Source organism: Nocardia sp. NPDC005978, from assembly GCF_040614455.1.
Lineage (GTDB): Bacteria > Actinomycetota > Actinomycetes > Mycobacteriales > Mycobacteriaceae > Nocardia.
This window is the reverse complement of the sequence record NZ_JBEXUS010000068.1, coordinates 1-26,720: the sequence shown is the minus strand read 5'-3', so window position 1 is coordinate 26,720 and position 26,720 is coordinate 1. Positions and strand designations below refer to the sequence as shown.

Below are 26,720 nucleotides of genomic sequence, written 5' to 3'. Positions count from 1 at the left end.
CTCAGAACTCGCCGGCCACGCCCAGCACGGTGCGGCCGGAGTGGGTGCCCTCGAGCACGGCGTGCAGGACCGACCCGGCCTCGGTGACGGGCGCGTAGTTCTCCAGCACCGAAAGGCTCTGCGGGTTCAGGTCTTTCGCGAGACGGGCCCAGAGCTCGCGGCGGGCCGCGATGGGGTGCTGCACCGAGTCGATGCCGAGCAGGGACACTCCGCGCAGAATGAAGGGCATGACGGTGGTGGGCAGGTCGGTGCCGCCGGTGAGACCGCTGACCGCCACCGCCCCACCGTATTTCGTGGTGGACAGGATGTGCGCGAGCGAGGTGCCGCCGACGCTGTCGACCGCGCCCGCCCACAGCGATTTGCCCAGCGCCCGGACCTTCTCGCCCTCGGCGGGCAGCCGGCCGATCACCTCGGACGCGCCGAGGGTGGTGAGCAGTTCGGTGGTGCCGAGCTTGCCGGTGGAGGCGATGACCTCGAAGCCGAGCGTGGACAGGATGTCCACCGCGACGCTGCCGACGCCGCCGGTCGCGCCGGTCACCAGGATCGGGCCGGAGGCGGGGGTGAGTCCGTGGTCGAGCAGGGCCTGCACGCTCAGCGCCGCGGTGTACCCGGCGGTGCCGATGGCCGCGGCCTCGCGCGGGGTGAGCCCGTCCAGTTTCACCACCCAGTCGGCGGGCACGCGCGCGTACTCGGCGAAACCGCCGTGCTGGGAGACGCCGATGCCGTACCCGTGGGCCACCACCAGGTCACCGGCCGCGAAGTCCGGGCTGTCCGAGCTGAACACCTCGCCGGTGATGTCGATGCCCGGAACGATGGGATAGTCCCGCACCACACCGCCCCCGGGGGTGATGGCGAGACCGTCCTTGTAGTTGGCGCTCGAGAAGTGCACCTTGATCGTCACGTCACCGGCTGGCAGGAAATCCTCGGTGACCACCTCGCGTTCGAGCGTGATCCCGCTGTCCGACTTGCGTGCCACCATCGCCTGGAACTCCATGCACCGAGCATAGGACCCGGCCACCGGACGCGACAGGGCCCGACGCCGCGGACGCGACAGGGCCCGCCCTACGGACGCGGCATTACCCCGCGGGTAATCGCTTTCGCTCACGCCCTTCGCGACCATTGTTCCAGCACGCGAAAAGCAAAGGAGCGCAGCCGATATGCCGACCTACCAGAGCACCGACGGCACCACCCTCGCCTACGAGGACTACGGCACCGGGGACCCGATTCTCTTCGTGGCGGGCTGGTCGCTGAACTCGGAGATGTGGGAATACCAGCTGCACTACTTCCTCGACCGCGGCTACCGGTGCGTCCTGCCGGACCGGCGCGGGCACGGCCGTTCCGAGCGCCCGAGCACCGGCTACGACGTGGACACCCGCGCCGATGATCTGGCCCGCCTCGTCGAGCACCTGGACCTGCGCGACTTCATGCTCGTCGCGCATTCGGCGGGCGGCGCGGAGGCGGTGCGCTATCTGGCCCGGCACGGGCAGGATCGCGCGGTGCGCCTGGCCCTGCTGGCGCCCGCGATCCCCTACCTGTGCCAGACCGCGGACAACCCGGTGGGCGCCCCGCTCGAGCTGCTCGAGGCCTCCCTGCACCAGCTGCGCACCGACCGCCCGCAGTGGTTCGCCGATCGCGCGCAGGGCTATTTCGCCACCCACCTGCGCCCCGGCACGAGCCGGGCGGTGATGGACCTGGAGATGAGCCGCTGCCTCTCGGCCTCGCCGTACGCCTCGGTAGAGGTGCAGCGTCAGCTCTTCACCTCCGATCACCGCCCCGATGTCGAGGCGGTGACCCTGCCGACCCTGCTGCTGCACGGCTGGGCCGATCAGTCGATCCCGATCGAGATCAGCAGCAGGCAGGCGGTGCTGCTCGCCCCGCACGCGGTGCTGAAGGAGTACCCCGACGCCGGGCACGGCCTGTACATCACGCACGCCGCCGAGGTGAACGCGGAAATCCTGGCCTTCATGAAGGGATGAGCGGGGAACCCGGGAAGTGCTCTCGGCGCGGTGGCGGACCAGCGACCACACAGCCGCGGTGACCTCCGCCTGGTCACGGCCCCGGCCGGCACATCCTGATGCCCGTCCTTGGAACCGGTGCGCACACCCTCGATCGCGTCCACCGCGGCAATGCGGTCCACGACCTGACGGCCGGACGCCGGTCACCGCGTGCGGCGCGGCCCCGCGGTCGGCCGCCGGGGTGCGGCGACCGGCCGGGCGGCGGGCCGGAGGCGGGGCGCGGCGGGTTGCCGCCGCTCCCCGATTCTCAGCTCAGGCGAACTTCGGCGCCCGCTTGCCGACGAACGCGGCGATGCCCTCGGCGCCGTCGGCCGATTCGGCGGAATTCGTGATGAACGCGGCTTCGGTGGCCAGCTGCTCTTCTAGCGTGTGCTGCCCCGACACCAGCAGCAGCTTCTTGACGTGCGCGTTAGAACCCTTGGGCCCGGCGGCGAACTGCTCGGCGAGCTGGTCGACGGTCGCGGCGAGCTCGGCGTCGGCCACGACCCGGTGCAGCAGTCCCCACTCCAGAGCCTCGGCGGCGGTGAGCACGCGGTTGGTGAGCATGAGGTCCTGGGTGCGGCGCAGGCCGATCAGGCGCGGCAGGTAGTAGGACGCGCCGCCGTCCGGGCTCAGCCCGACCTTGGTGTACGCCATGGTGAATTTCGCGGATTCGCCCGCGACCACCAGGTCACCGGCCACGGCCAGGCTCATGCCCGCCCCGGCGGCGGTGCCGTTCACCGCGACGATGAGCAGCGCGTCCATCCGGGCCAGCGCGGACACGGCCTCGTGCAGGGTCCCGGCCAGCTTCTCGATGAACTGCCCGGTGTCCGAGCTGTTCGACATGGCCTGCAGATCGCCGCCCGCGGAGAAGAACTTGCCCGCGCCGGTGAGCACCACGACCTTCACGGCCGGATCCTCGGAGCAGTAGGTTGCGGCCCGGACCAGCTCGTCGGCCAGCGCCTGGTCGATGCCGTTCGCGGCGGCGGGCCGGTTCAGGGTGATGCGCGCGATCGGGCCGGCGGGCTCGAAGCTGATGTTCTCGTACTTGGTCATCGGATGCGTGCCTTCCGTCTGTATTCCTGGTCCCAGCATGTCAAACGCGGCCGCTCACCCCGGTTCGGGACCGAATTCGACGCGGACGCCGAGCAATCGGATGGGGCGGTCCAGCTCGAAGGCGTGCAGGACCAGCAGCGCGGTCCGCACGACCTCGTCCACGTCGACGGTGGGGCCGCGCAGTTTCTTCTGTTTGGTGCGGGTGTAGAAGGTGCTGGTGCGCACGGTGACGCCGACCCGCTGCACGCTGCGCCCCTGCGCGATGGTCTCCTCGGCCACCAGGGTGGCGAGCCGGGTGACGGCCGCGTCGAATTCCGCGTGTTCGGTCAGATCGGCCGCGAAGGTCTCGGAGTGGCTGCGCCCGACGGGTTCTCGCGGCTCGGCGACGTCCGTGTCACCGGCGCCGTGCCCGAGTACCCACAGATAGGGTCCGGTATTCGGGCCGAATTCCGCGGCCAGCGCCGCGCGGTCGGCGGCGGCCAGTTCGCCGACGGTGTGAATGCCCAGGGCCGCCATCCTTTTCGCGATGCGCCCGCCGACGCCCCACAGCGCGGTGGTCGGGCGGTGCGCCATGAGCGCGGTCCAGTTGTCCGCGGTGAGCCGGAAGATGCCCGCGCCCGCGCCCGGAATCGGTTCCTCGGCGGCGCCGGATTTGCCCACCGCCTTGGCGAATCCGGTGGCGAGTTTGGCGCGGGTCTTGTTGTCCCCGATGCCGACCGCGCTGGTCAGCCCCAATTCCTCGATGGCGGAGCGTATTTCGCGGGCCAGCCGTTCGGGGTCGTCGGTGTCGGCGGCGAGGAAGGCCTCGTCGAAGCCGAGCACCTCCACGCGCCCGGGGAAGGTGCGCAGCACGTCCATGATCTCGTCGGAGGCCGCGGCGTAGGCGGGCAGATCCTGGGGCAGGAACACCCCTTCCGGGCAGTGCCGCAGCGCGGTGCGCAGCGGCATGCCGGCGTGCACCCCGCGCGCCCGCGCCGGGTACGAGGCGCACGAGACCACCTTGCGCGGTTCCCGCGGATCCCCGTTCCCGCCCACGATGACCGGGAGTCCGCGGAGTTCGGGATGGCGGCGAAATTCGACCGCGGCCTGGAATTGGTCGAGGTCGACGTGCAACAGCCAGCGCGCCACCCCTCCGTCATACCGCATGGTCTGTGGAAATGCCGGGATTCGGGGTTGCGGGACACGGCGGAACAGAACTAAATTCTGTATATGAAGATCCGAGATCGGTTGCTGCTGGCGGCCGAGCGGCAGTTCGCCGAGCACGGCGCTCTCGATGCGACGCTCACCCAGATCCGGGACGCGGCCGGCGCCAGCGTCGGCGCGCTCTACCACCACTTTCCCGACAAGGCCGAGCTGTACCGGCAGGTCTGGGCGCACGCGCTCACCGACTATCAGCGGTGCTTCTGGGCGGCCGTGGGCGATAGTGCGGACGCCGAGGCCGGGGTGCGCGCGGCGGTGACCGAGCACCTGCGCTGGGTCACCGAAAACCAGTACCGCGCACAGGTTCTCACCTCCGCGCGGCCGCCCGGGGTCCGGGACAGCGAGAGCAATCGCGAGTTCATGCGCAACGTCGCGCGGTGGTGGCGCACGCACGCGAACTACGGCGCGGTGCGCGAACTCGATTTCGATCTGCTGTACGCGCTGTGGCTGGGGCCCGCCCAGGTGTACGCGCGGGGGTGGCTCGGCGGCGAGATCGTCACCGCGCCGATCGACGTGGCGCCCCAGCTGGCCGACGCCGCGTGGCAGGTGCTGCGCACCGAACGAACCGACGCACAGGAAGAACGGGCATGACCACGGAACTGAATCTCGAACTGGGACAGCGGATTCTCGACGCACAGGGCTTCAGCCGGCTCATCGGCGCCGAGCTGACCGCACTGGGTGACGGCCGCGCGACCCTGGAGATCCCCGTCCGCCCGGAACTGAACCAGCAGTTCGGCTACGTGCACGGCGGGGTGCTGGCCTACGCGGCCGACAACGCGCTGACCTATGCCGCGGCCACGGTGCTCGGTTCGAACGTGCTGACCGGCGGCTTCACCATCACCTATCTGCGGCCCGCGGCGGGCGAGCGACTGCGCGCGGAGGCGAGCATCATCGGCGCCACCCGCCGCCAAGCCGTCTGCCGCTGTGAGGTTTTCGCGGACGGACCGGACGGGCCGGTACTGTGCGCGGTCGCGCAGGGCACCACCCGCGGTGTCGAGCGCGAGCTCAGCGGGAACGGCGCAGCCACTCCATCGGCGAGCGATACGCGTAGCGCGCCTTGACGACTCCGGTCTCCAGCTGACCCACCACCCGGATCAGCGGTGCGCCCGGGAACCGCGGCATGCTCACCCGATCGGTGACGGTCGCGTCCGCCCCGCGGCGCACGCCCTCGAGGTCCACCCGCCAGCCCCGGGGTACCACGATCACCACGGTGCCCGACCCGGCGTGCAGCTCGAGATCGATCTCCCGGCGGGTGCAGTGCGCCGTGGTGAAGTCGATGACGACCCGGCCCGAAGTGCAGTGGGCCACCAGCTGTTTGGGCACCGTCCACTGTTCCGGGGTGCGCTGGAAACCGGAGGTCACCCGCAACTCCATCGGGGGTTCCGCCAGCGGCGACCGCGCCGGCGCGGCATGGCCCGCCGAGCGCGTCTCGGGAAAACGGAAAGCGGAAACCCGCTGCTGCTCCGTCGTACGACTCACTGATACTCCTCCCCCGGCCTGTGAAACAAGCATCCGATCGGCTGTGCCAGGGAAGTCGAATTATGCCGTACACCAGGGGGTTTCGGACCGGCCGGACCTTAACGGTCCGGTTACGGCCCGGTCTCGCTCCGGCACCTGATGAAGATCATGATCAACGCGAAATCGTTGCGGGACTGGTCCGGGCCCGATCCGCGGATTCCGGCGCCCGGTCCCGTCGGGTCAGCGCTGCCCGAGATAGATGGTCGACGCGCCGAGCATGAAGATGTCCTCGCGCGTGGCGATGAAGGTGGGCGCGGTGGAATCCAGCAGTGCGTCGATGGTTTCGCGATCCGCCGCCGCGATGTCCGCGCCGATATGGGTGCGCAGCGCTTCGAGCCAGGCGACCACGCTGTCGCGGACCTCCTTGCTCGGGGGCGCGGGATGTTCGGTCAGCACACTGAACGAGGTGACCGTGTGCAATCCGGCGCGTTCGAGCGCGGTGCCCCAGCCGTAGGGCATGCGCACGGCGGCCGGGATCTCCGCGCGCATGCGCCCGAAGCCCGCGTCGCGCGCGGCCAGCAGGCGGTCCTGCAGACCGGGTGCGCCGATGCCGAGATCCCAAGGCAGACAACGGGTGCCGAGTCCGCCCTCGGACAGCGCCAGCCAGCCTTCCGGGTGCAACAGCCGGGCGAGCCGGTCGGTGCCCGCCTGCTGATCGGGCAGGTGGTGCACCATGCGCGAGGCCCACACCACGTCCGCCCGCGGCACCAGGTCGGCCAGCGCGTCGTCGGCGGCGTCGGCGTGCACGGTCTCGACCCGGACCCGGTCGTCCCCGGCGAGCGCGTTGTCCACGGTCGCGCGCGCGGCCTCGATGAGTTCGGGCACCGCGTCCACGATCACCAGCCGGCCGCCGCCGCGGCCCGCCAGCTCGCGGGCCAGCGCGGCGCTCTGGCCGCCGGCGCCCGCGCCGATGTCGACGATGGTCGGGAGTTCGGTGGTGACCAGGCCGATGAGCCTGCGCGCGATCAGCGCGCTGCTCTCCTCGCCCATGGCATCGTCCCGGCGCAGGTTGGCCAGTTGCAGGGTCCAATCGATGCCGTCATGGGTGTGCCCATGACCGTGACCGTGGGACCGGCCGTGCGAGTGGTCGTGGCCGGTCCCGTGTGAGTGCCCGTGCCCATGACTGTGCGTGTGTGCTCCCATGGGTTCGACGCTACTCATCGTGGTCTCAGGCGGCCGCCGGGGTGGCGTCATCGGCGAACTGGGTGCGGTACAGCTCGGCGTAGCGCCCGTCCGCGGCCAGCAGCTGGGTGTGGGTGCCGCGTTCCACGACGCTGCCGTGCTCGAGGACCACGATCTGATCGGCGTTGCGGATGGTGGACAGCCGGTGCGCGATCACCAGCGCGGTGCGGCCGGCGAGCGCCTCGGCCAGGGCCTCCTGCACGGCGGCTTCGGAGGTGGAGTCCAGCGAGGCGGTGGCCTCGTCCAGGATCACCACGCGGGGCTGCTTGAGCAGGAGCCGGGCGATGGTCAGACGCTGGCGTTCCCCGCCCGAGAGCCGGTAGCCGCGCTCGCCGACCACGGTGTCCAGGCCGTCGGGCAGCGCGGCGATGAGCTCGCCCAGCCGTGCGCGTTCGAGCGCGTCCCACAGTTCCGCCTCGGTGGCGCCGGGCCGGGCCAGCGTCAGGTTGGCCCGGATGGAGTCGTGGAACAGGTGCCCGTCCTGGGTGACCAGGCCGACGGTGTCCTGGATGGACCGGCCGGTGAGCTCGCGCACGTCCCGGCCGCCGAGGCGAACGGCGCCCGAGTCCACGTCGTAGAGCCGCGAAACCAGTTGGGCGATGGTGGATTTGCCCGCGCCGGAGGATCCGACCAGGGCGACCATCTGCCCGGGCTCGGCGCGCAGCGACACCTCGTGCAGCACCTGCTCGCCGCCGCGGGCGTCCAGCGTGGCCACGTCCTCGAGGGAGGCCAGGGACACCTTGTCCGCGGCCGGGTAGCCGAAGTTCACGCGGTCCAGTTCCACGGCGATGGGGCCGTCGGGGGCGGGCTCGGCGTCGGGGGCGTCCTTGATCAGCGGTTCCAGATCCAGGATCTCGAAGACCCGCTCGAAGCTCACCATGGCGGACATGATGTCCACGCGGGCGCTGGCCAGCGCGGTGAGCGGGGAGTACAGCCGGGTGAGCAGCAGCGAGAGTGCCACCACCGAACCGGCTTCCAGCTGTCCGCTCAGTGCGAACCAGCCGCCGAGTCCGTACACCAGGGCCAGGGCCAGGGCCGAGACCAGGGTGAGCGCGGTGATGAACACCGTCTGCAGCATCGCGGTGCGGACGCCGATGTCGCGGACCCGTCCCGCGCGCGCGGCGAACTCCTCCGATTCGCGGGTCGGCCGGCCGAAGAGTTTGACCAGCGTCGCGCCCGGCGCGGAGAAACGCTCGGTCATCTGGGTGCTCATCCGGGCGTCCAGGCCCGCGGCCTCGCGCTGGATCCCGGCGAGCTTCTCGCCCATGCGCCGCGCGGGCAGCACGAACACCGGCAGCAGGATCAGCGCCAGCAGCGTGATCTGCCAGGACAATCGGAGCATCACCACCAGGGTGAGGACCAGCATCACCACGTTGGTGACCACCCCGGACAGCGTCGAGCTGAAGGCCCGCTGCGCGCCGATGACGTCGTTGTTCAACCGGCTGACCAGGGCGCCGGTGCGGGTGCGGGTGAAGAAGGCGACGGGCATCCGCTGCACATGGTCGAACACGGCGGTCCGCAGATCGAAGATCAGCCCTTCGCCGATGCGCGCGGACAGCAGCCGGATCACCAGTCCCAGTGCCGCGTCCAGCACCGCGACCGCCGCGATGATCACCGCCAGCAGCACGACCGTGCGCGGCGCGGACCCGTTGACGATGTTGTCGACGACGCGTCCGGCCAGCACCGGCGTGGCCACGGCCAGCACCGCCGACACGACGCTGAACACCAGGAACGCCAGCAGTCGCCGGTGGTGCCCGCCCGCGAATTCGAAGATCCGCTTCGCCGTCACCATCCGCAACGGTCGTTCCTCGTTGTTGGCGTGCATCTGCCGATACAGCTGATCCCACGCCACCGATTCCATACTCATCGCCGAACTCCTCACCGTTCGGAGTCCATCGAACCCCGGACCACCGACACTAAAACCTCAACAAAGGTTCACCGCAAGCCATCTCGCGCGGCGCTTCGCCGACAGCGAACGCGGCGGCGTTCCGGGACCGCCGCCCGCGTCGGGCCTGGTCCCGGGGCTGTGAAAAAAAGTTTCGGCGGGAGCGATGAGTTCTCGGCGGGTGGTTCGTCCTAGCTGTTGAACGCGCTACCAACCCGGCGCGACGGACCAGAAGGACAAGAAGATGACCACCGCGAACCCCACCGCCGCTTTCTCCACCACCGACACCTACCGCCCCGGCAAGATCCGCAACCGGGTGCTGTGGACCCTGCAGATCGTGCTCGGCCTGTTCTTCATCATCGCTTCCGGCGGCCCCAAGCTGGTCATCCCGAACACGTTGATGGAGAACGCCCCCGAGAACCTGACCATCCCGATGGGCCTGCTCATCTTCATCGGCGTCGTCGAGGTCGCGGGCGGCATCGGCCTGATGGTCCCGAAGCTGACCGCCCTGGCCGCCGCGGGCCTCTCGGTCCTGACCGTCCTGGCCGCGGGCACCCAGGCCTTCATCGCCGGCAAGCCCGAGATGGCGATCTTCCCCCTGGTGCTGGCCGCGATCTTCGCCTGGATCGCCTACGAGCGCCGCGCCACCGTCACCGACCTGCGCACCGCCCTCGCGCGCTGACAAATCCATAGACACGACCGTTGATCGGCGGGCCCGCCCCGCCGATCAACGGTCGTCTCCCCGTTCGATCGCCCGTCGGGTTGGCGGCGATCGAACCCGCGGCCACCTGGCCCGCGCACCCGGCTCGGGTCGCGGGGCAGGTGGTTTGCCGGCTTGGTGGGGAACAGGGATTGCCTCCCCAGCGCGATTAGTTGATGCATCACTGTGTTTGTGCGGTTGCGGGGGATTGGCTCCCCAGCGCTATGGAATCCACCGGATCCCGTAGTCAGGGCATCGGCGCGGTGGTGTGGTTGTGGGGATTGCCCGCAGTTGTGTGGTTAGGCGGTCGGTGAGATTTGTGGGGTTGTAGGGATTGCCCGCAGTCGCGTGGTCAGGGGTTCGCTGCTGTCGTGTGGCCAGGGTTCGCTGCGGTTGCGCGGACCGGGGGATCGCCGTGGTCGCGTGGTCAGGAGAACGCTGCAGACGCTCGGTACGGGGCTTGCCGCGGTTGCGTGGTCAGGGGAATGCTGCGGTCGCGGGGTCGCGGGGATCGCCGGGGTCGAGGCGGAAACGGCGCGGGGAGGGTCGGGCGGGGGAGGATGCAGCCGTGGCGAACTCGGGATTCGAACTATCCGGCGGGCTCGACCGGCGGGCGCGGGCCGGGGCGATCGTGTGGGTGCTGGTCGTGCAGTACTTCGTGTTCCTGTTCGTCGTGCAGGGCGGGTGGGACACCCCGTACAGCTGGGTGCGCAACGCGATCAGTGACCTCGGGGCGGCGAACTGTGCGGCGTCGGGGGAGCGGTGGGTGTGCTCGCCGTGGCATCTCGTCGCGAATGTGTCCTGGGTGATCGCCGGCGCCTGCCTGGTGGCGGGGGCGCTCATGCTCGCGCCGACGCTGCCCCGAAACCGGCTCGGCCGCTTCGGAACCGGGCTCGCGGTCGCCACGGGTGCGGGCCTGATCGTGGTCGGGCTGAATCCCGAGGACACCTCCGCGCGGTGGCACGTCATCGGCGCGATCGTCGCGATCGGCGGCGGCATCGCGTCGCTGCTGTGCCTGTCGATCGCGATCGGCCGGACGCGCGACTGGCCGGTCATCGCGCGCTTCGGCGTGGCGATCGGGGCGGTGGCGGTGGCGGGGCTCGTCCTCATGGTGGCGGGAGTGGGCGGCCCCGGCCAGTTCGGCCTGTGGGAGCGCGTCGCCGCGTTCCCGTTCCTGGTGTGGACCATCCTGTACGGCTGCGATGTGCTGCGCGTCGCCCGCCGCCGGTCCGCCGCGGCGGCACAGTCCGGCGCGGGTGCGTGATTCGGCCCGAAGCCGGGTCCGGCCCGGTCCCGGCTACGAGCGTGTCCCTGCTTCGTGCCGTTGACGCGTTTCCGCCGGCCCTTTCGAACACCGCCCCGTGCGCGCTTTCGATTGCACGGAGGCCGCGGGGATCGCCCGGCACTCGGCTCAGCCCCGCTCCGCTCGGCTCATCCGTTCATCGATGTAGGCGATGAGCCGGATTTCCCCGCGCAGCACGTGTTCTCGTTCATCGGGAGGCAGCCCGGCGAGCAGGTCCACCAGTTCCTCCCCGCGCGGTACGTACACCAGCGCACTGGTGTACACACGACAGCCACCGCACCAGAAGAAGCCGATGCAGCGTTCGAAGGATGTGGATTCAGGCGGGTAATAGCGATATCGGTACGTGCGGACCGCCGAGCCGCAGGCGTCGCATGTCCAGCGATCGTCGTGCCGCGATGCGAACGACTGCACCTTGATCCAGCGCCAGCGGCGATTCTCTGGCCGTGCTCTTCAATCGGTCATAACGGCATGGTCGCACCCGGCCCGCCGCGCCCGCCATGCCTTTTCGGCCGGATCACCCGGAAGGGCGACGGGTTCGGACCTGCGATCCGCGCCCGGGCACGGGCTCTAGGCTGGCGTGATGAGTGAATCGTTCGTGCGCGAGCTGCGGGGGCGGCTGGCCGGGGAGGTCGACGGGTCGGTGCGGCGGCGGGTCGAGTACTCGTCGGACGCGTCGAACTATCGGGTCCTGCCGGCGGCGGTGGTGTTTCCGCGGACGGACGAGGACGTGGCCGTCGCGCTGGAATTCGCGCGGGGCGAGGGGGTCGGCGTCACCGCGCGGGGTGCGGGGACATCGGTGGCGGGCAACGCGATCGGGCCCGGGCTGGTGGTGGATTTCAGCAGGCATATGAACGCGGTGCTCGAGGTGGACGTCGAGCAGGGGCAGGCCCGGGTGCAGCCGGGGGTGGTGCTCGAGACGTTGCAGCGGCGGGTCGCGCCGCACGGACTGCGGTTCGGGCCGGATCCGTCGACGCAGAACCGGTGCACGCTCGGCGGGATGATCGGCAACAACGCCTGCGGGCCGCGGGCGGTGGCCTGGGGGCGGACCTCCGACACCGTGCGGGAGCTGCGCGTTCTCGACGGGCGCGGGGCGGTGCGGCGGCTGGCGAACGACCCGGCGGCGGTGCCGGGACTGGCCGAGTTCACCCGGGCCAACCTCGCCGTCATCCGTACCGAGCTCGGCCGCTTCGAGCGGCAGGCCTCGGGCTATTCGCTCGAACATCTGCTGCCCGAACGGAATTCGGCCGTCGCCAAGGCGTTCGTCGGGACCGAGGGGACCTGCGGGCTGCTGCTCGAGGCGACCGTCGCGCTGGTGCCGGCGCCCCGCGCCACCGCGCTCGTGGTGCTGGGCTACGCCGACATGCCCGCGGCCGCCGACGATATTGCCGCCGTCATGGCCGCAGCGCCCATCGCGGTGGAGGGCATGGACGCGCGGCTGGTCGACCTGGTGCGCGTGCATCGCGGCCGCGTGCCGGAACTGCCGCGCGGCGCGGGCTGGCTCCTGGTGGAACTGGCCGCCGACTCCGCCGCCCAGGCACGCGCGGCGGCCGAGACGCTCGGGAAGACCGCGAACGCGGTCGACGCGCGGGTGGTGCTGGACCCGCGAGAGGCCAAGGCGCTGTGGGGCATTCGCGCCGACGGCGCGGGACTGGCCGGGCGCACGCCCGACGGCGCGCCCGCCTGGCCGGGCTGGGAGGACGCGGCGGTGCCGCCCGAGCGCCTCGGCGCGTACCTGCGTGAATTCGCCGAACTCACGCGCGCGCACGGCCTCGACGGCCTGCTCTACGGCCATTTCGGCGACGGCTGCATCCACGTCCGCCTCGACCTGCCGATAGCCGATGCGCCACAGCGGTTTCGAGCGTTCCTCGAAGACGCCGCGCAGCAGGTGGTGCGCTTCGGCGGCTCGCTGTCGGGTGAACACGGCGACGGCCGCGCCCGTTCGGAACTGTTGCGCCACATGTATTCTCCCGCGGCCCTGGACGCGTTCGCGGGCTTCAAGGCCCTGTTCGACCCGGACGACGTCCTCAACCCCGGCGTCCTGGTCCGCCCCCGCCCGGTGGACGCCGACCTGCGCCTGGCGGGCCTGCGCCCGCTCCCCGCCGCGGGCGGCTTCGCGTTCCCGGTCGACGGCGACCTGGCCACCGCCGTGCACCGCTGCGTCGGCCTGGGCAAATGCCGCGCCGACAGCAGCGCGTCCGGCGGTTTCATGTGCCCGTCCTACCTGGCCACCGCCGACGAGAAGGACAGCACCCGCGCCCGCGCCCGCGTCCTGCAGGAGGTGGTCCGCGGCGACCTCGACTGGCGCTCGGACGCGGTCGCCGAATCCCTGGACCTGTGCCTGTCCTGTAAGGCCTGCCATTCCGACTGTCCCGCCGGAATCGATATGGCCACCTACAAATCCGAGACCCTGCACCGCCGCTACCACCGCCGTCCCCGCCCCCTGGACCACTACTCCCTGGGCCGCCTCCCCCAATGGCTGACCGCCGCAACCCGTTTCCCCCGCCTGGTGAACGCGGTAACCACCCGCGCGATCCTGCGCAGGCCCGCCGCCCGCGCCGCCGGCCTGGACCCCCGCCGCCCCTTTCCCGCCCTGTCCCCGAATCCGTTCCGGCGGGAGTGGCGTGCGCGCGGCCGTTCGCAACCGGCGGTGAACCCCAGGGCCGGGTACGCCCCCGCGCCGGCACTCCCCCCGGAACCCGGTCCGGCTGTGCACCCCGAATCCGTCCCGATCGCACCTGCCCGGGGGAAGTCCCCCGCCGCCGACGACGCGTTCGCGAGCGACCCCATTCCCACCGCTGCCGGAACCGAGCCCGCTGCCACAGAGCCGAATCCGATGCCCGCGCCCGCGACACCGGCCACCGGTACCGATGCCGCGCCGACAGGTATTGGCGCGGCGCTGTCGGGTGGTGACCGGACGCCCGCGGGGCGTGGCGCTGCGCCGGGCGGTCGTGGAGGGGCGCCGGCCGGTGTCGGGAACGCGCCCGTCCTGCTGTGGGCGGACACCTTCAGCGACGCATTCGACCCCGAAATACTCTGGGCGGCTGCCGAATTGATCGAGACCCTCGGCATCGAAGTCCGAGTGCCCGAGCGCCGCCTGTGCTGCGGCCTGACCTGGATCAGCACCGGCCAGTTGGACGGCGCGCGCAAACGGCTCCGGGCCACGGTGGACGCGTTGCACGAGCACGTGCGCGCCGGGGGAGTGGTGGTCGGGCTGGAGCCGTCCTGCACCGCGACCCTGCGCGAGGACCTGCCGCGTCTGCTGGCCGACGACGAGCGCGCCCATGCCGTGGCGGGGGCGGTACGCACCCTCGCGGAGTTCCTCGAAGCCCAACCGGGCTGGCAGCCGCCGGATCGCAGCGACCGTAGCGTCGTGGTCCAGCCGCACTGCCACGAACACGCGGTGTCGGGCTTCGCCGCCGAGCGCCGCATCCTGGAACGCACCGGCGCGCGGGTGCGCGAGATCGCGGGCTGCTGCGGCCTGGCCGGAAACTTCGGCATGCAGCGCGGCCACTACGAGGTGTCGGTGGCGGTCGCCGAGAACGGCCTGCTGCCGGCCCTGCGGGAGGCGGACGCGGGCACCGTCCTGATCGCCGACGGCTTCAGCTGCCGCACCCAGGCCGATCACCTGGCGGGTCGCCCGGCGCAGCACCTGGCGCAGTTCCTGCTGGATCCATGACGGGTGCCGGATGATCGAACGGCTCAGCAGCGCGCCGGCAGCTGTCTGCATCCGCGGCGGCGGCCCGACTGTCCGCGCGGCGGTGGCCGGCTGCGGGACGACCGTGCCCATCCGGCACCGCCCGGCCGTGGCCGCGGTCACTGGCGCAGAATGTCCCGGTGACCTCCGCTCCGATTGCCCGCGACGCCGCGCGCACGGTGCCCGCCGAGAGCACCCGCACGGTGCCGTCCGAATCCGCCCGAACGGTGCGGTCCGAGCGCCCGATCGACCTCGCCGCCACCGTCGCCCCACTGCGGCGCGGGTTCGGGGACCCGACCCATCGGGAGACCTCGGACGGCGCGCACTGGCACGCGTCCCGCATGCCGAGCGGCCCGGTCACCTACCGGCTGCGCCAGGCCGACCGCTGCGCCGTCGACGCGCGAGCCTGGGGACCCGGCGCGCAGGAGTTCCTGGAACGGCTGCCCGCCATGCTCTGCCTGGACGAGGACCTCACCGATTTCACGCCCGAGCACCCGAAGGTCGCCGAGGCGCACCGCCGCAACCCGGGCCTGCGCATGCTGCGCACCGGCCTGGTGTTCGAGGCCCTGGTCCCCGCGGTGCTGGAACAGAAGGTGCACACCAAGACCGCGCACGCGTCGTGGCGGCACCTGGTGTGGCGGCACGGTGCCCCCGCCCCGGGTCCGGCCCCCGAGGGCCTGCGCCTGATGCCCGACGCCGACACCTGGCGGCACATCCCGTCCTGGGACTACCACCGCGCGAACGTCGGCCCGCAACGCTCGAAAACCATTGTGCTGGCGGCCCGTATCGCCGCCAAGCTCGAGCAAGCCGCGACCCTGGACCACGCCGACGCCGCGAAACGCCTGTGCACGGTCCCCGGTATCGGCGTCTGGACGGCCGCCGAGATCGCCCAGCGCGCCTTCGGCGACCCGGATGCCCTGTCGGTGGGCGATTTCCACCTGGCCGCCATCGTCGGCTGGACGCTGCTGGGCAGGCCGATCGACGACGCCGAGATGGTCGACTACCTGGAACCCCTACGCCCGCACCGCTATCGGGCTGTCCGCCTGCTCGGCCTCGCGGGTTTCGCGCGCAAACCGAAGTTCGGCCCCCGCACCCCGTACACCGACCACAGCCGCATCTAGCGCCTCCCCGGGCGGACAGGCACGCACCCCCCGGCATCCCGCCCGACCCTCCGCAATCGAGGCAAGATCCCTTGCGCCGCCCAGTCACGATCTCTGCGGACACCCGGCATGCCCGAAGAGCGCCGGGGTGACGAGGAACCACGGGGCGATGGCGAACCACCGCCGTCAGCGGTCGATCGCCCGAATGTGCGGGCGCGCCGCGGTGTTCCGGGCCGCCGGCGACTCCCCTCGGGCCGCCGGGTCGCTGCCGGCTTCGCCCGGGCCGGCGGGCCGCCGCGCAATTCACCCCCGCACGGCATCGGTGGCCGCGGCCTGTGCCCGCTCCAGCGCGAGCGGCACCGGCACCCGCCCGAGGAACATCTCGGCGAGTATCGGATCCATCGCCTCGAGCGCCGCCGGGAACCCGGGCCCGCCCCCGGCGCCGGTCTGCCCGTCCCGCAGCACGTCGAAGAACGGGGAGACGTCCACCCCGCGCCCCGCCCAATAGTCGCGGTACACCCGCTGTTCGGACACGACCGCCGGAATGGTGTTCCCGTCCAGCCCCAGGTACCGGTTCCCCGCCGCGCTCCCCAGCCACGCCAGCACCCGCCGCACCTGCTCGGGGTGCCGGGTCGCGGCGTTGCCCGCCACCCCGACCGCGTTGTTCGCGCTGATCCGCCCGGCCGGACCCCGGGGAATCAGCGCCAGGCCCACTCGAATCCCGCGTCCCGGTCGATCGTCGCGAGGTTGAACGACCCGGACTGGAACAGTGCCAGCTTCCCCTGGAGGAAGGCGTTCTTGACGAAGTCCCCGCCGGTGTTGGTGTCGGCCGCCGACGGCGACAACCCGTCGGCAACCAGCCGGACCAGGTACTCGAAGGCGACGCGCCCGGCGTCATCGGCGAAGACGAACTGGCCCGCCGGATTCTGCAGCGCCCCACCGGCGGATCCGAGGTACGGCAGCTCGATCGACTGAAAGTCCTCGGCCGCGTTGTACGGCCACGTCCCCGCCCCGGCCAGCCTGCGCAGCACCGGCCGGAAGGTGTCCGCCCCACCGTCCGGACTCCAGCGCAGGTCGCCCAGCTCCCGGGGATCCACTCCGGCCGCGGCCAGCAGCGCACGGTTGTAGTACACCGCGCTCCCGCCGTCCACGAATTGCGGTACCGCCCAGAGCTTCCCGTCGCGCGTGAACTGGCCGACCGCGAACCGGTCCCAGCCCGCGTCCGGTCCTCCGAGATCCAGCAGTCGCCCGGCATCGGCGTAGTCCTCGTACATGCCGGTCCAGAAGAGATCGTCGGCTATCCCGCCCGCGACATCGAGCCGCAGTTTGCGCGCGTAGAAAGCCCACGGCACCAGCGTGATTCGCACCTCGATGTCGGGGTTGGCGCGCTCGAACTCGTCCAGGGACGCCCGGTAGGCCGCCACGAAGCTCTGATCCCACACCCGCAGCCGCAGCACGGTGCGTCCCGAACTAGCCGCGTCGCGCCCCAGCCACAGCGCCGCCCCGACGATCAGCGCGATCGCCAGTGCGATCCCGAGCACCGCCCGCGTGGAGTCCTTCACTTCAACCCCGTCCACGCGATGGAACGCAGCACCTGCCGCTGGAACACCAGGAACAACAGCACCAGCGGCGCGATGGCCAGGGTCGTCGCGGCCATGACCAGCGGCCACTGCGCGTTGTACCGCGTCTGCATGTTCGCGGTCGCCACCGTCAGCACGTGCCACTTCGGCCCGCCGACCGCGACCAGCGGCCACATGAAATTGTTCCACTGCGCGACCACGGTGATGAGCGTCAGCGTCGCCAGGATCGGCCGGCTCATGGGCACGACGATGCTCACCAGGATGTCGAGCGTGTTCGCGCCGTCCATGCGCGCGGCGTCGATGATCTCGGCCGGGATGGCGAGAAAGTACTGGCGCAGCAGGAATATGGCGTACGGCGAGCCGAAGACGAAGGGCAGCACCAGCGCCCAGAAGGTGTTGAGCCAGCCCAGCCGTGCGAACAGCAGATACAGCGGGATCAGGGTCACCGCGGCGGGCACCATCATGGTCCCCAGGTACACCCAGAACAGCACGTCCCGCCCGGGAAAGCTGGTCCGCGCGAAGGCGTAGGCCGCCATGATCGAGACGATCAGCTGCCCGCAGGTGATGCAGACGGTCATCAGCGCGGTCACCAGCACCGCCCGCCCCAGGCCCTGGTCCAGAACGGTCGCGAAGTTCTCGAACGTCACCGGATGCGGTGGGGCGAGCGCGGATTCGCCGGCGAACTGTTCGCTGGTCTTCACCGCCGTCATGGCGCTGAGCACCAGCGGCGCGACCGTGAGCAGCGCACCGGCCACCAGGACCGCGTACGCCGCCGCGCTCCGGGCCGCCGCGCGCGGTCCCGTCCCCGTCGGCTCAGTACTCATACTCGGTCCGATCCCGGAAGTACCGCTGCTGCGCGAGGGTGATGAGCAGGACGACCGCGAACACCACCATCGCCATGACCGCCGCGCGCCCGGGCCGCGCCGCGTCGAACGCCTCCGAATACATGCGCATGGCAACGACATCCGTGCGGTGGTCCGGCCCGCCCCGGGTCAGCGCGTACACCGCGTCGAAGGTCTGGAAGACGCTCAGCACCCCGGTGGCGAGCACGAAGAACATGGTCGGGCGCAGCAGCGGCAGCACCAGCCAGCGGGTGCGCCGCCAGCCCGTCGCGCCGTCCAGCGCCCCGGCGTCCAGGAGCTCGCCGGGGATGGCGCGCAGACCGGCGAAGAAGAACAGCGCCACGTAGCCCAGGTTCATCCACACGATGACCAGCGCCACCGCGGGCAGCGCCAGCGCCGGTTCGCTGAGCCATTCGACGCGCCGGCCCAGGACGGCGTTCAGCGCGCCGCCGGTGGGCGCGAACACCCACTGCCACAGCACGCCGACCGCGACCGGCGCGCACATCCAGGGCAGCGCGTACACGACCCGCAGGGCGGCGCCGCCGCGGGCGCGCCGGGTGAGCAGGGCCGCGACCGTGAACCCGAGGACGGTCTGCGCGGGCACCACGAGCGCCGTGAGCGCGAGCGTCACCAGCAGTGAATGCCCGAACTGCCGATCGGTGAGCACCGCGCGCCAGTTGTCGACGCCGCTGAATTCGATGGGGCCCAGCAGGTTCCAGCTGTGCAGACTCAGCCACAGCACGATCACGATGGGCAGCAACAGAAAACAGCCGATGCCGAGCAGACTCGGCAGCAGCAGAGCATAACTGGTGGCAATACGCCGAACCGACCGGTTCATGGGGTTGCACGCTACCGAACTACCCGCGCGATGCCGCATTCGAAGCAATAGTTCGATGTGAACCTTGCATTTCGAACAACGCAATGTCGCGACCGCACCGCAAACCGCGCGGTACGGACAAATAGGTCGATTGCCCTCCGGATGTCGAGCCGAACCGATTCGTGGAATCGCGGATACCGCGGCGGAACAATTCCGGTCGGTTCGGAAATCGAGCGGGGGATACGGTCCGGTTCATCCGCCGTCTGTGGAGCGGATGAACCGGACCGTGCTGCTGCCGGCGGGACTGCCAGCACCGCCGCGCCCGGAGGTTTAGGCGCGCCGGCGATCGAAAGGCGTTGCGGCAGCGGTCTGTACGGCCAGGGGCCTTCCCCGGACGACCCTGGTCGCGGCGGCGCCGGTACGCCGATCGAGCAGCCACCACAGCAGGCGGTGCACGATGCGTTCGTACCGGTCGGGACCGCCCGTCACGGCAGTGCGCGCTCGTCGAGCACGCATCGTCCCTCCTCCACCAGCGTCGCCCGGGCTCGCCGGCGGACCTGGCAGGTCTCGACGGTGCAATCCAGATGCAGTTGCATCGCCGAATGGGCTTCTTCGACGCTCATGAGACCCGGATCCCTGCGACACCGCAGCAACCCGGCGACATGCATATTGAGGGCGGTCAGTTGCATGTCCCGACCTCCGCTTCGAAAGGGTGAGAAGGGGTGACGACTTCGGCCATGACTCCTCGTTCCAGCAAGGGATTCCTGAAGTGCCCGGAGGACTCAGGAAAGGAAAGGGGCCTAGCAACACCTCTCCGGGCACATATCCAGCACACCACGAGCAGACGCCCGGCGGGCGAGTTTCGAAAAGGAGAACGCAAAATTGCGCGAATTCCCAGCAGCGAATCCGTTCGGGGGAGGAGGATTCCCCATAGTGGACGAAGCTCCCACGCGCAGCCGCTGAGCGGCCCGGCCGAGCGCCGCGCAGCGAGCCCGGGCGGGAGCCGGTGTACCGCAACACCATCCCCGCGGGAAAGCGGGCGCTCACCGGCGCCGGCCATCCCGCTCGCGATCGAGACGGAGCGCGCCCGTGTCCGATAGTCCCGCGTCATCCACCCTGCCCCGCCGTCAGCTGGGGCGCTATCTACGGGATTGGCGCAGCCAGGCCGGCCTCACCATCGCCGAGGCCGCCCGGCTCATGGAGTGGGGCGCCAGCACCCTGCAGCGGCTGGAGAAGGGCAACGCGGATCGCATCCGCACCATCGACATCCACGAGCTGTGCCGCATCTACGGGATCCCGGCCGAAATCGCCGACGGGCTCAAGGGTTTGGCGCAGCAGGCCGCGGTCAAGAGCTGGTGGCACTCCTACGGCGATCTCATCCCGGAGAACTTCGACGTCTACGTCGGGCTCGAGGCATCCGCGCAGCAGTTGTCCTGCTACCAATCGGAATTGGTGCCCGGGTTGCTCCAGACCGCCGACTATGCAAGGGCCCTGAACGGTCTGGGCTACCCGGAAGAGGGTGCGGCCGAAGTGGATCGGCGCGTTCAGCTGCGCATGCAGCGCCAGGCGATGATCACCCGCCGCATGCACCCGGCGACGGTCGCCATGGTGTTGCACGAATCGGTCTTGCGCCGCACAGTGGGAGGTGCGAAGGTGATGGCGGCACAGCTGCGGCACTTGGCGGAACTGAGTACCCGGCCCAATGTCGATTTGCGCATTCTGCCCTTCACCGCCGGTGTCCCCCTGGGGCTTTCGACCGGTCCGTTCGTGATCCTGGAGTTCGGATCCGACAGCAAAGGGCAGCCGGTGGAACCGCCCGTGGTCTACGTCGAGGGTTTCACCGGCGATCTCTATCTCGAAAGACACGGCGACGTGGCGCGTTATCGCCGGGCCCGCGATCATCTCGCGGACTGCGCCCTCGACGCCCAGGACAGCAGGTACCTGCTGCGGCAGGTGGTCAAGGACTACTCATGAAGGACCGAGCGTGGGAAGAGCGAGCGTGGGAAGAGGATGCACGATGAGCATGGAGCTGGCCGGGGCGCGCTGGTTCAAGAGCAGTCGCAGCGGGGCGGGCAAGGAGTGCGTGGAGGTGGCATTCCTGGCCGCGGCGCGAGTGGGGGTGCGCGACAGCAAGAATCCCGGCGGGCCCGCGCTGGTATTCGCCGGCGGCGAATGGGCGGCGTTCACCGCGGCGGTGGAACGCGGCGCATTCGAGGTCTGATCGCAGATCACGACTCGGCGACCGTTGTGCAACGAAAACATGTTTGCCGCTGCTAAGCATGGGTAACCCATAAACCGTGGACCGTGGATTGAGAAGTTATCGTCCCCGGTATCGGAAAATGGGTCCTGACGACTGGGTCGAACGGCTGATCGTAGGGATGCTCTTCGCGGTATCGGCGATGGGCATATACGTACTCACCGGAGCATTGATGCCCGCGCTCGCCGTGGGCGTATTGGTCGGCGCGGTGGCGCTCGGGGTCGTCGCGATGCTCTGACGGAGCGCTCGAGTTCGACGCGGGCGATGGGCCGCAACTATCGGCTCCGGAAACGCACGAGGGTGGCACTCGATTCGAGTGCCACCCTCCGCCGTATCCGGGAACGGTATCCGCCCTACCTGCGGAAGAGCTTGTTCCCCAGCCAGACCAGCGGATCGTAGCGGTTGTCCACCACCCGCTCCTTGAGCGGAATCAGCGCGTTGTCGGTGATCTGGATGTGCTCGGGGCACACGTCGGTGCAGCACTTGGTGATATTGCACAGCCCGAGCCCGGCGTCGTCCTGCGCGAGGTCGCGGCGGTCACCGACGTCGAGCGGATGCATTTCCAGTTCCGCGATCCGCATGAGATAGCGCGGCCCGGAGAAGGCTTCCTTGTTCTCCTCGTGATCGCGGACCACGTGGCAGGTGTTCTGGCACAGGAAGCATTCGATGCATTTGCGGAACTCCTGCGACCGCTCCACATCGCGCTGCTGCATGCGGTAGTCGCCGGACTTGAGGTCCACCGGCGGCGTGAACGACGGAATCTCGCGCGCCTTGCGGTAATTGAACGAGACGTCGGTGACCAGGTCGCGAATCACCGGGAAGGTGCGCATGGGCGTCACCGTCACCGTCTCTTCCTGGGTGAAGGTCGACATGCGGCACATGCACAGCAGCTTGGGCCGGCCGTTCACCTCCGCCGAACAGGAACCGCACTTGCCCGCTTTGCAATTCCAGCGCACGGCCAGATCGGGTGCCTGGGTGGCCTGCAGGCGATGGATGACATCGAGCACCACCTCGCCCTCGTTCACCTCGACGGTGTAGTCCCGCAGCTCACCGCCGTCGAGATCACCGCGCCAGACCTTGAATTTCGCGTCGTAACCCATGGCTATTCCGCCTTTCCGGCGCCGTCTCGCACGGGTGCGAGTTCGGCTGGGCTGTAGTACTTTTCGAGCTCCGTGGCATCGAACAGCTGCAGCAGGTCGGTGCGCATGGGTTCCTGATCCTCGGCGGTCACCGTCACCGACGGGACCGAGAAGCCGATCTCGTCCTGATCGAGGCGGCAGACCAGCAGTTTGTTCCGCCAGGACGCGTCCATTCCGGGGAAGTCGTCCCGGGTGTGCCCGCCCCGGCTCTCGGTGCGCAGCAGGGCGGCCTGGGCCACGCATTCGCTGATCAGCAGCATGTTGCGCAGATCCAGCGCCAGGTGCCAGCCGGGATTGAACTGCCGGTGCCCCTCGATGGTCACCCCGTCGTAGCGGTCCCGCAGTTCGGACAGCTTCTCGATGGCGGCCCGCAGCTCGTGTTCCTTGCGGATGATGCCGACCAGATCGTTCATGGTCTGCTGCAGATCCAGGTGCATGGTGTACGGGTTCTCGCCGGTGCCCTCGGACGGCGAATCGAACGGCGCGACAGCCGATTTGGCCGCGGCCGCGATGTCGTCGTCGGTGATCTCGGGCCGTCCGGCGAGCTGCTCGACGTAGGTGGCCGCGCCCAGACCGGCGCGCCGGCCGAAGACCAGCAGATCCGAGAGCGAGTTGCCGCCGAGCCGGTTGGAGCCGTGCATGCCGCCGGAACACTCACCGGCGGCGAACAGTCCGGGCACCGTGGCCGCGCCGGTGTCGGGGTTCACCTCGATGCCGCCCATGACGTAGTGGCACGTCGGGCCGACCTCCATGGGCTCCTTCGTGATGTCCACGTCGGCGAGCTCTTTGAACTGGTGGTGCATGGACGGCAGCCGTCTGACGATCTCGGCCGCGGGCATGCGCGAGGCGATGTCGAGGTACACGCCGCCGTTCTTGGTGCCGCGCCCCGCCTTCACCTCTTCATTGATGGCGCGGGCCACCTCGTCGCGGGGCAGCAGATCGGGGGTGCGGCGTGCGGAGTCGTTGTCCTTCAGCCACTGATCGGCCTCCTCCTCCGATTCGGCGTACTGCCCCTTGAACACCGCGGGGATGTAGTCGAACATGAACCGCTTGCCCTCGGTGTTCTTCAGGACGCCGCCGTCACCGCGCACGCCCTCGGTCACCAGGATGCCGCGCACGCTGGGCGGCCAGACCATACCGGTCGGATGGAACTGCAGGAACTCCATGTTGATCAGGGTCGCCCCGGCGCGCAGGGCCAGCGCGTGGCCGTCGCCGGTGTACTCCCAGGAGTTCGAGGTGGTCTTGTAGGACTTGCCGATGCCGCCGGTGGCCAGGACCACCGCGGGCGTCTCGAAGAGGATGAAGCGGCCCGACTCGCGCCAGTACCCGAAGGCCCCGGAGATCTTGTCGCCGTCCTTGAGCAGCTCGGTGATGGTGCATTCGGCGAAGACCTTGATGCGGGACTCGTAGTCGCCGGTCTGCGCGAAGTCCTCCTGCTGCAGCGAGACGATCTTCTGCTGCATGGTGCGGATGATCTCGAGGCCGGTGCGGTCGCCGACGTGCGCCAGGCGCGGGTAGGTGTGCCCGCCGAAATTGCGCTGGCTGATCCGCCCGTCCTTGGTCCGGTCGAACAGCGCCCCATAGGTTTCCAGCTCCCAGACCCGGTCCGGGGCCTCCTGCGCGTGCAGTTCGGCCATGCGCCAGTTGTTCAGGAACTTGCCACCGCGCATGGTGTCCTTGAAGTGGGTCTGCCAGCTGTCCTTCTCGTTGGCGTTGCCCATGGCGGCCGCGCAGCCGCCCTCGGCCATGACGGTGTGCGCCTTGCCGAACAGTGATTTGCACACCACCGCGACCGAGAGCCCGTGTTCACGGGCTTCGATGACCGCGCGCAGTCCGGCGCCCCCGGCGCCGATCACGACGACGTCGTACTTGTGCCGTTCGACTTCAGGCATAGGACCGAATACTCCTGGGAGACATGTGAATTAGGAATCAGCCGATGAATCGGAGATCTTTGATCGTTTCGCTCGCGACCAACATGACGTAGAAGTCGGTGAGCACCAGGGTGCCGAGCGTGGTCCAGGCCAGCTGCATGTGGCGGGTGTTGAGCTTGGACACCTGGGTCCAGTACCAGTAGCGCACCGGATGCTTGGAGAAGTGCTTGAGCCGCCCGCCCGCGATGTGCCGGCAGGAGTGGCAGGACACGGTGTAGGCCCACAGCAGGATCACGTTGCCCAGCAGCACGATGTTGCCCAGGCCGAACCCGAAGCCGCCGTCCTTACCGTGGAAGGCCGCGAGCGCGTCGTAGGTGTTGATCAGCGAGACGATGATCGCCACGTAGAAGAAGTAGCGGTGCGCGTTCTGGATGATCAGCGGAAGCTTGGTCTCCCCGGTGTATTTCGCGTGCGGCTCGGCGACCGCGCAGGCGGGCGGGGAGAGCCACACCGACCGGTAGTAGGCCTTGCGGTAGTAGTAGCAGGTGAGCCGGAAGCCGAGCAGGAACGGCAGCACCAGAAAGCCCAGCGGAATCCACATGGGCAGCTCGCCCAGCGGGGTTCCGAAGTGCGCGGAGCCCTCGACGCACGAGGTGCTCACGCAGGGTGAGTAGAACGGCGTCAGGTAGTGGTAGTCCGCGACCCAGTAGGCCGAGCGCACGAAGGCGCGCACGGTCGCGTAGATGATGAAGGCGGACAACCCGAGCACGGTGAGCAGTGGCGGGACCCACCACCGATCGGTACGCAGCGTGCGCGCGGCAATCGCGGCGCGACTCCTGCTGAATACCCCGGTTGCGTTCGATTCGGGAGCCTTGATCGGTGCGGCGCTCACTGCTGGATGCCTCGCTGCTCTATCCCGTGGAACGTCATCGTTACCTCCGGCATCGAATGTGATGGTGAGCACCCTACGACAGGGCGGCTATCACTCGAGCTGGGTACGGCGAATTCGTGATCGAGTGATTTGCAACACAATCCGGCGTTCGCACTGCCGGTCGTTCGGTTGGTGAACGAACGGCTATCTCGCGAAGAACGCGGTACCCCAGTGAGTTTCGCGAATAAGACGAAACGCCCATCGAAATCCCGTGCGAACAGCGCAATCTTCCGTTCCCACTCCGTCACACCCCAGCAACAAGGGTGTGGTGACCTTTTCCCTGAAGCTGGAAACCCCTCGGCGATCGGATTGCGAGGGGGTAGTTGGAAGGGAACCGGCGATGAGGCGAGCCGCGATCGTAATGCCCATGCGCACCCCCGTCGGGCTACCGGGCGGGGCGCTATCGGGCGTCGCGCCGCGGCGCTTGATTTCGACCGTGCTCAGCGCTGTGGTAGGGCGGTCGGGCATCGATCCGCACCGCATCGAGCAGCTCGTCACGGCGACGCCGGACGCCGCCGCGGTGCGCGGCGCGATACCGCTGGCCGGATTGCCCTGCACCCTGGACGAATTCGCGGTCGGCGCGGGCACCGGCGGCGGTCTGCGCGCGCTGATCACCGCCGCCATGATGGTGCAGACGGGGTCGGCCGACGTGGTGCTCGCCCTCGGCGCCGAATATCCCGGCGCGCCACCGCGATCCGGCTCCGCTCCCGCGCAACCGCCCGCGCCGCAACGCCCCGCGCCCGGTCCGCGCGGGAACGGCCCCGGCGGTTTCGATCTCTCCATCGCCGACGGATTGCGCGGCAACCAGCGCCCGGACACCCGCGGCGGGCCGGGCTACGTGCTGCGCGGCGGCCCGCCCGGGCCCGATACCGGTGAGCAGCTGGCGGTCTGGGCCAGGGCCGACGCCGCGCACGGCGGCCGGGAATCCAAACAGGTCGAACTGCTGGCCCAGCACTACGGCATCGGCCGCGCCGAGGCCGACGACTTCGCCGCGGCCAGTCACCGCCGCGCGGCGCGGGCGCGACGCCAGGGCATCTTCGGCGCGGAGATCGCGCCGGTCGTGGTGAACGCGGTCCCCGACGACGTGAATTCCGGTGTGGTGCAACTCGTCGACCGGGACGAGGGCCTGCGCGACGACGTCTCGCACCGCGCGTTCGCGGCGCTGGAGCCGTTCGTGCCCGGCGGGGTGCGCACGGTCGGCAATTGCAGCGCCCGCACGCTGGCCGCCGCGGGCTGCCTGGTGGTGGCCGAGGACCGGCTGGACGAATTGGGTCTGCAGGCGCTGGGCTACGTGGCCGGCTGGGTCGCGGCCACCGGCGAACCGGAGGCCGTGCTGCCGGTGGCCGGGGTGGCGATGGACCGGGTGCTCGCGCGGGCGGGCCTGACCGCCAACGATCTGGACCTGGCCGAGATCGACGAGACCAGCGCGGTGGAGATCCTGGCGCTGACCCGGATCTGGGAGCGCGAGAACAACGGCTTCGATCCCGTGGAACAGCTGAACGTGCACGGCGCGGCCATCGCGCTCGGTGATCCGGGCAACGCCGGCGGCCTGCGCATGGTCACGACGCTGCTGCACGAATTGGACCGCCGCGACGGCGGTTTCGGCCTGGTCGCCACGCCCACCGGACCGGGCCGGGCGCTGGCCGCGCTC

Annotated in this window: 23 protein-coding genes and 1 pseudogene; 10 read left to right on the top strand and 14 right to left on the bottom strand. The window is 70.1% G+C overall.

The window, feature by feature from the left end; all coding sequences use genetic code 11:
- Position 1: 1 nt before the first annotated feature.
- Complete coding sequence (locus ABZ319_RS26620) at positions 2–994, bottom strand: acryloyl-CoA reductase (protein ID WP_354989219.1); 993 nt, start codon at positions 992–994, stop codon at positions 2–4.
- A 163-nt stretch (positions 995–1,157) separates the two neighbouring features.
- Between ABZ319_RS26620 and ABZ319_RS26615 the strand changes: the two genes are divergently transcribed.
- Positions 1,158–1,976, top strand: coding sequence for an alpha/beta hydrolase (locus ABZ319_RS26615; protein WP_354989218.1), 819 nt, complete (start codon positions 1,158–1,160; stop codon positions 1,974–1,976).
- Between the two features lie 291 nt (positions 1,977–2,267).
- Here the strand turns inward: ABZ319_RS26615 and ABZ319_RS26610 are convergent, their stop codons facing one another.
- Both ABZ319_RS26610 and ABZ319_RS26605 read right to left on the bottom strand, forming a co-directional pair.
- Positions 2,268–3,050 carry an enoyl-CoA hydratase-related protein gene (locus ABZ319_RS26610; RefSeq protein WP_354989217.1) on the bottom strand — a complete coding sequence of 261 codons (783 nt, stop codon included), beginning with the start codon at positions 3,048–3,050 and terminating at the stop codon, positions 2,268–2,270.
- Positions 3,051–3,104: 54 nt separating this feature from the next.
- The gene (locus tag ABZ319_RS26605) at positions 3,105–4,178 is read right to left on the bottom strand and encodes a DNA polymerase IV (protein WP_354989236.1); all 1,074 of its coding nucleotides are present in this window, start codon (positions 4,176–4,178) and stop codon (positions 3,105–3,107) included.
- Between the two features lie 81 nt (positions 4,179–4,259).
- Between ABZ319_RS26605 and ABZ319_RS26600 the strand changes: the two genes are divergently transcribed.
- Together ABZ319_RS26600 and ABZ319_RS26595 are read left to right on the top strand one after the other, a co-directional pair.
- On the top strand, positions 4,260–4,841 hold the full coding sequence (locus ABZ319_RS26600; protein ID WP_354989216.1) for a TetR family transcriptional regulator: 582 nt from the start codon (positions 4,260–4,262) through the stop codon (positions 4,839–4,841).
- Positions 4,838–5,311 carry a PaaI family thioesterase gene (locus ABZ319_RS26595; RefSeq protein WP_354989215.1) on the top strand — a complete coding sequence of 158 codons (474 nt, stop codon included), beginning with the start codon at positions 4,838–4,840 and terminating at the stop codon, positions 5,309–5,311. Before ABZ319_RS26600 ends, ABZ319_RS26595 begins: the two co-directional genes overlap by 4 nt.
- Here ABZ319_RS26595 and ABZ319_RS26590 read toward each other — a convergent pair.
- The 3 genes from ABZ319_RS26590 to ABZ319_RS26580 all read right to left on the bottom strand — a co-directional run bounded on the left by ABZ319_RS26590 (position 5,256) and on the right by ABZ319_RS26580 (position 8,817).
- Complete coding sequence (locus tag ABZ319_RS26590; RefSeq protein WP_354989214.1) at positions 5,256–5,729, bottom strand: hypothetical protein; 474 nt, start codon at positions 5,727–5,729, stop codon at positions 5,256–5,258. The two genes, ABZ319_RS26595 and ABZ319_RS26590, sit on opposite strands and share 56 nt — an antisense overlap.
- Positions 5,730–5,948: 219 nt before the next feature.
- A complete protein-coding gene (locus ABZ319_RS26585; RefSeq protein WP_354989213.1) occupies positions 5,949–6,911 on the bottom strand; it encodes a class I SAM-dependent methyltransferase in 963 nt (320 codons plus the stop codon).
- Positions 6,912–6,936: 25 nt separating this feature from the next.
- Entirely contained in the window at positions 6,937–8,817 is a 1,881-nt protein-coding gene (locus tag ABZ319_RS26580; protein WP_354989212.1) for an ABC transporter ATP-binding protein, read from the bottom strand.
- A 262-nt stretch (positions 8,818–9,079) separates the two neighbouring features.
- Here ABZ319_RS26580 and ABZ319_RS26575 point away from each other — a divergent pair, with 262 nt between their 5' ends.
- The gene (locus ABZ319_RS26575) at positions 9,080–9,517 is read left to right on the top strand and encodes a DoxX family protein (RefSeq protein ID WP_354989211.1); all 438 of its coding nucleotides are present in this window, start codon (positions 9,080–9,082) and stop codon (positions 9,515–9,517) included.
- A gap of 586 nt (positions 9,518–10,103) precedes the next feature.
- Positions 10,104–10,799: a DUF998 domain-containing protein gene (locus ABZ319_RS26570; protein WP_354989210.1), complete on the top strand. Its 696-nt coding sequence runs from the start codon at positions 10,104–10,106 to the stop codon at positions 10,797–10,799.
- Between the two features lie 147 nt (positions 10,800–10,946).
- Here ABZ319_RS26570 and ABZ319_RS26565 read toward each other — a convergent pair whose 3' ends face one another.
- Positions 10,947–11,102 carry a hypothetical protein gene (locus tag ABZ319_RS26565; RefSeq protein ID WP_354989209.1) on the bottom strand — a complete coding sequence of 52 codons (156 nt, stop codon included), beginning with the start codon at positions 11,100–11,102 and terminating at the stop codon, positions 10,947–10,949.
- Positions 11,103–11,418: 316 nt separating this feature from the next.
- On the opposite strand from ABZ319_RS26565, the gene ABZ319_RS26560 reads away from it, so the two are divergent.
- Both ABZ319_RS26560 and ABZ319_RS26555 read left to right on the top strand, forming a co-directional pair.
- Entirely contained in the window at positions 11,419–14,514 is a 3,096-nt protein-coding gene (locus ABZ319_RS26560) for an FAD-binding and (Fe-S)-binding domain-containing protein (RefSeq protein ID WP_354989208.1), read from the top strand.
- Positions 14,515–14,735: 221 nt separating this feature from the next.
- Positions 14,736–15,653 carry a DNA-3-methyladenine glycosylase 2 family protein gene (locus ABZ319_RS26555; protein WP_354989235.1) on the top strand — a complete coding sequence of 306 codons (918 nt, stop codon included), beginning with the start codon at positions 14,736–14,738 and terminating at the stop codon, positions 15,651–15,653.
- A gap of 282 nt (positions 15,654–15,935) precedes the next feature.
- Here the strand turns inward: ABZ319_RS26555 and ABZ319_RS26550 are convergent.
- The 4 genes and pseudogenes from ABZ319_RS26550 to ABZ319_RS26535 all read right to left on the bottom strand — a co-directional run bounded on the left by ABZ319_RS26550 (position 15,936) and on the right by ABZ319_RS26535 (position 19,494).
- Positions 15,936–17,194: pseudogene (locus ABZ319_RS26550) on the bottom strand (extracellular solute-binding protein).
- Positions 17,191–18,036, bottom strand: a complete 846-nt coding sequence (locus tag ABZ319_RS26545) for a carbohydrate ABC transporter permease (protein ID WP_354989207.1) — start codon at positions 18,034–18,036, stop codon at positions 17,191–17,193. The pseudogene ABZ319_RS26550 and the gene ABZ319_RS26545 overlap by 4 nt, the downstream one beginning before the upstream one ends.
- A complete protein-coding gene (locus tag ABZ319_RS26540) occupies positions 18,026–18,892 on the bottom strand; it encodes a sugar ABC transporter permease (protein WP_354989206.1) in 867 nt (288 codons plus the stop codon). Before ABZ319_RS26540 ends, ABZ319_RS26545 begins: the two co-directional genes overlap by 11 nt.
- A 464-nt stretch (positions 18,893–19,356) precedes the next feature.
- Positions 19,357–19,494 carry a hypothetical protein gene (locus ABZ319_RS26535; RefSeq protein WP_354989205.1) on the bottom strand — a complete coding sequence of 46 codons (138 nt, stop codon included), beginning with the start codon at positions 19,492–19,494 and terminating at the stop codon, positions 19,357–19,359.
- Positions 19,495–19,960: 466 nt separating this feature from the next.
- Here ABZ319_RS26535 and ABZ319_RS26530 point away from each other — a divergent pair, with 466 nt between their 5' ends.
- Together ABZ319_RS26530 and ABZ319_RS26525 are read left to right on the top strand one after the other, a co-directional pair.
- Positions 19,961–20,845 carry a helix-turn-helix transcriptional regulator gene (locus tag ABZ319_RS26530; protein WP_354989204.1) on the top strand — a complete coding sequence of 295 codons (885 nt, stop codon included), beginning with the start codon at positions 19,961–19,963 and terminating at the stop codon, positions 20,843–20,845.
- Between the two features lie 43 nt (positions 20,846–20,888).
- A complete protein-coding gene (locus ABZ319_RS26525) occupies positions 20,889–21,092 on the top strand; it encodes a DUF397 domain-containing protein (RefSeq protein WP_354989203.1) in 204 nt (67 codons plus the stop codon).
- 389 nt (positions 21,093–21,481) lie between these two features.
- Here ABZ319_RS26525 and ABZ319_RS26520 read toward each other — a convergent pair whose 3' ends face one another.
- Genes ABZ319_RS26520 through ABZ319_RS26510 form a run of 3 tightly spaced genes read right to left on the bottom strand, consistent with a single transcriptional unit; the run spans position 21,482 to position 25,030 of the window.
- On the bottom strand, positions 21,482–22,228 hold the full coding sequence (locus tag ABZ319_RS26520; RefSeq protein ID WP_354989202.1) for a succinate dehydrogenase/fumarate reductase iron-sulfur subunit: 747 nt from the start codon (positions 22,226–22,228) through the stop codon (positions 21,482–21,484).
- 2 nt (positions 22,229–22,230) lie between these two features.
- Positions 22,231–24,159: a fumarate reductase/succinate dehydrogenase flavoprotein subunit gene (locus tag ABZ319_RS26515; RefSeq protein ID WP_354989201.1), complete on the bottom strand. Its 1,929-nt coding sequence runs from the start codon at positions 24,157–24,159 to the stop codon at positions 22,231–22,233.
- A gap of 37 nt (positions 24,160–24,196) precedes the next feature.
- Entirely contained in the window at positions 24,197–25,030 is an 834-nt protein-coding gene (locus tag ABZ319_RS26510) for a hypothetical protein (RefSeq protein ID WP_354989200.1), read from the bottom strand.
- A gap of 379 nt (positions 25,031–25,409) precedes the next feature.
- Between ABZ319_RS26510 and ABZ319_RS26505 the strand changes: the two genes are divergently transcribed.
- On the top strand, positions 25,410–26,720 hold a 1,311-nt coding region (locus ABZ319_RS26505), incomplete at its 3' end, for a hypothetical protein (protein WP_354989199.1).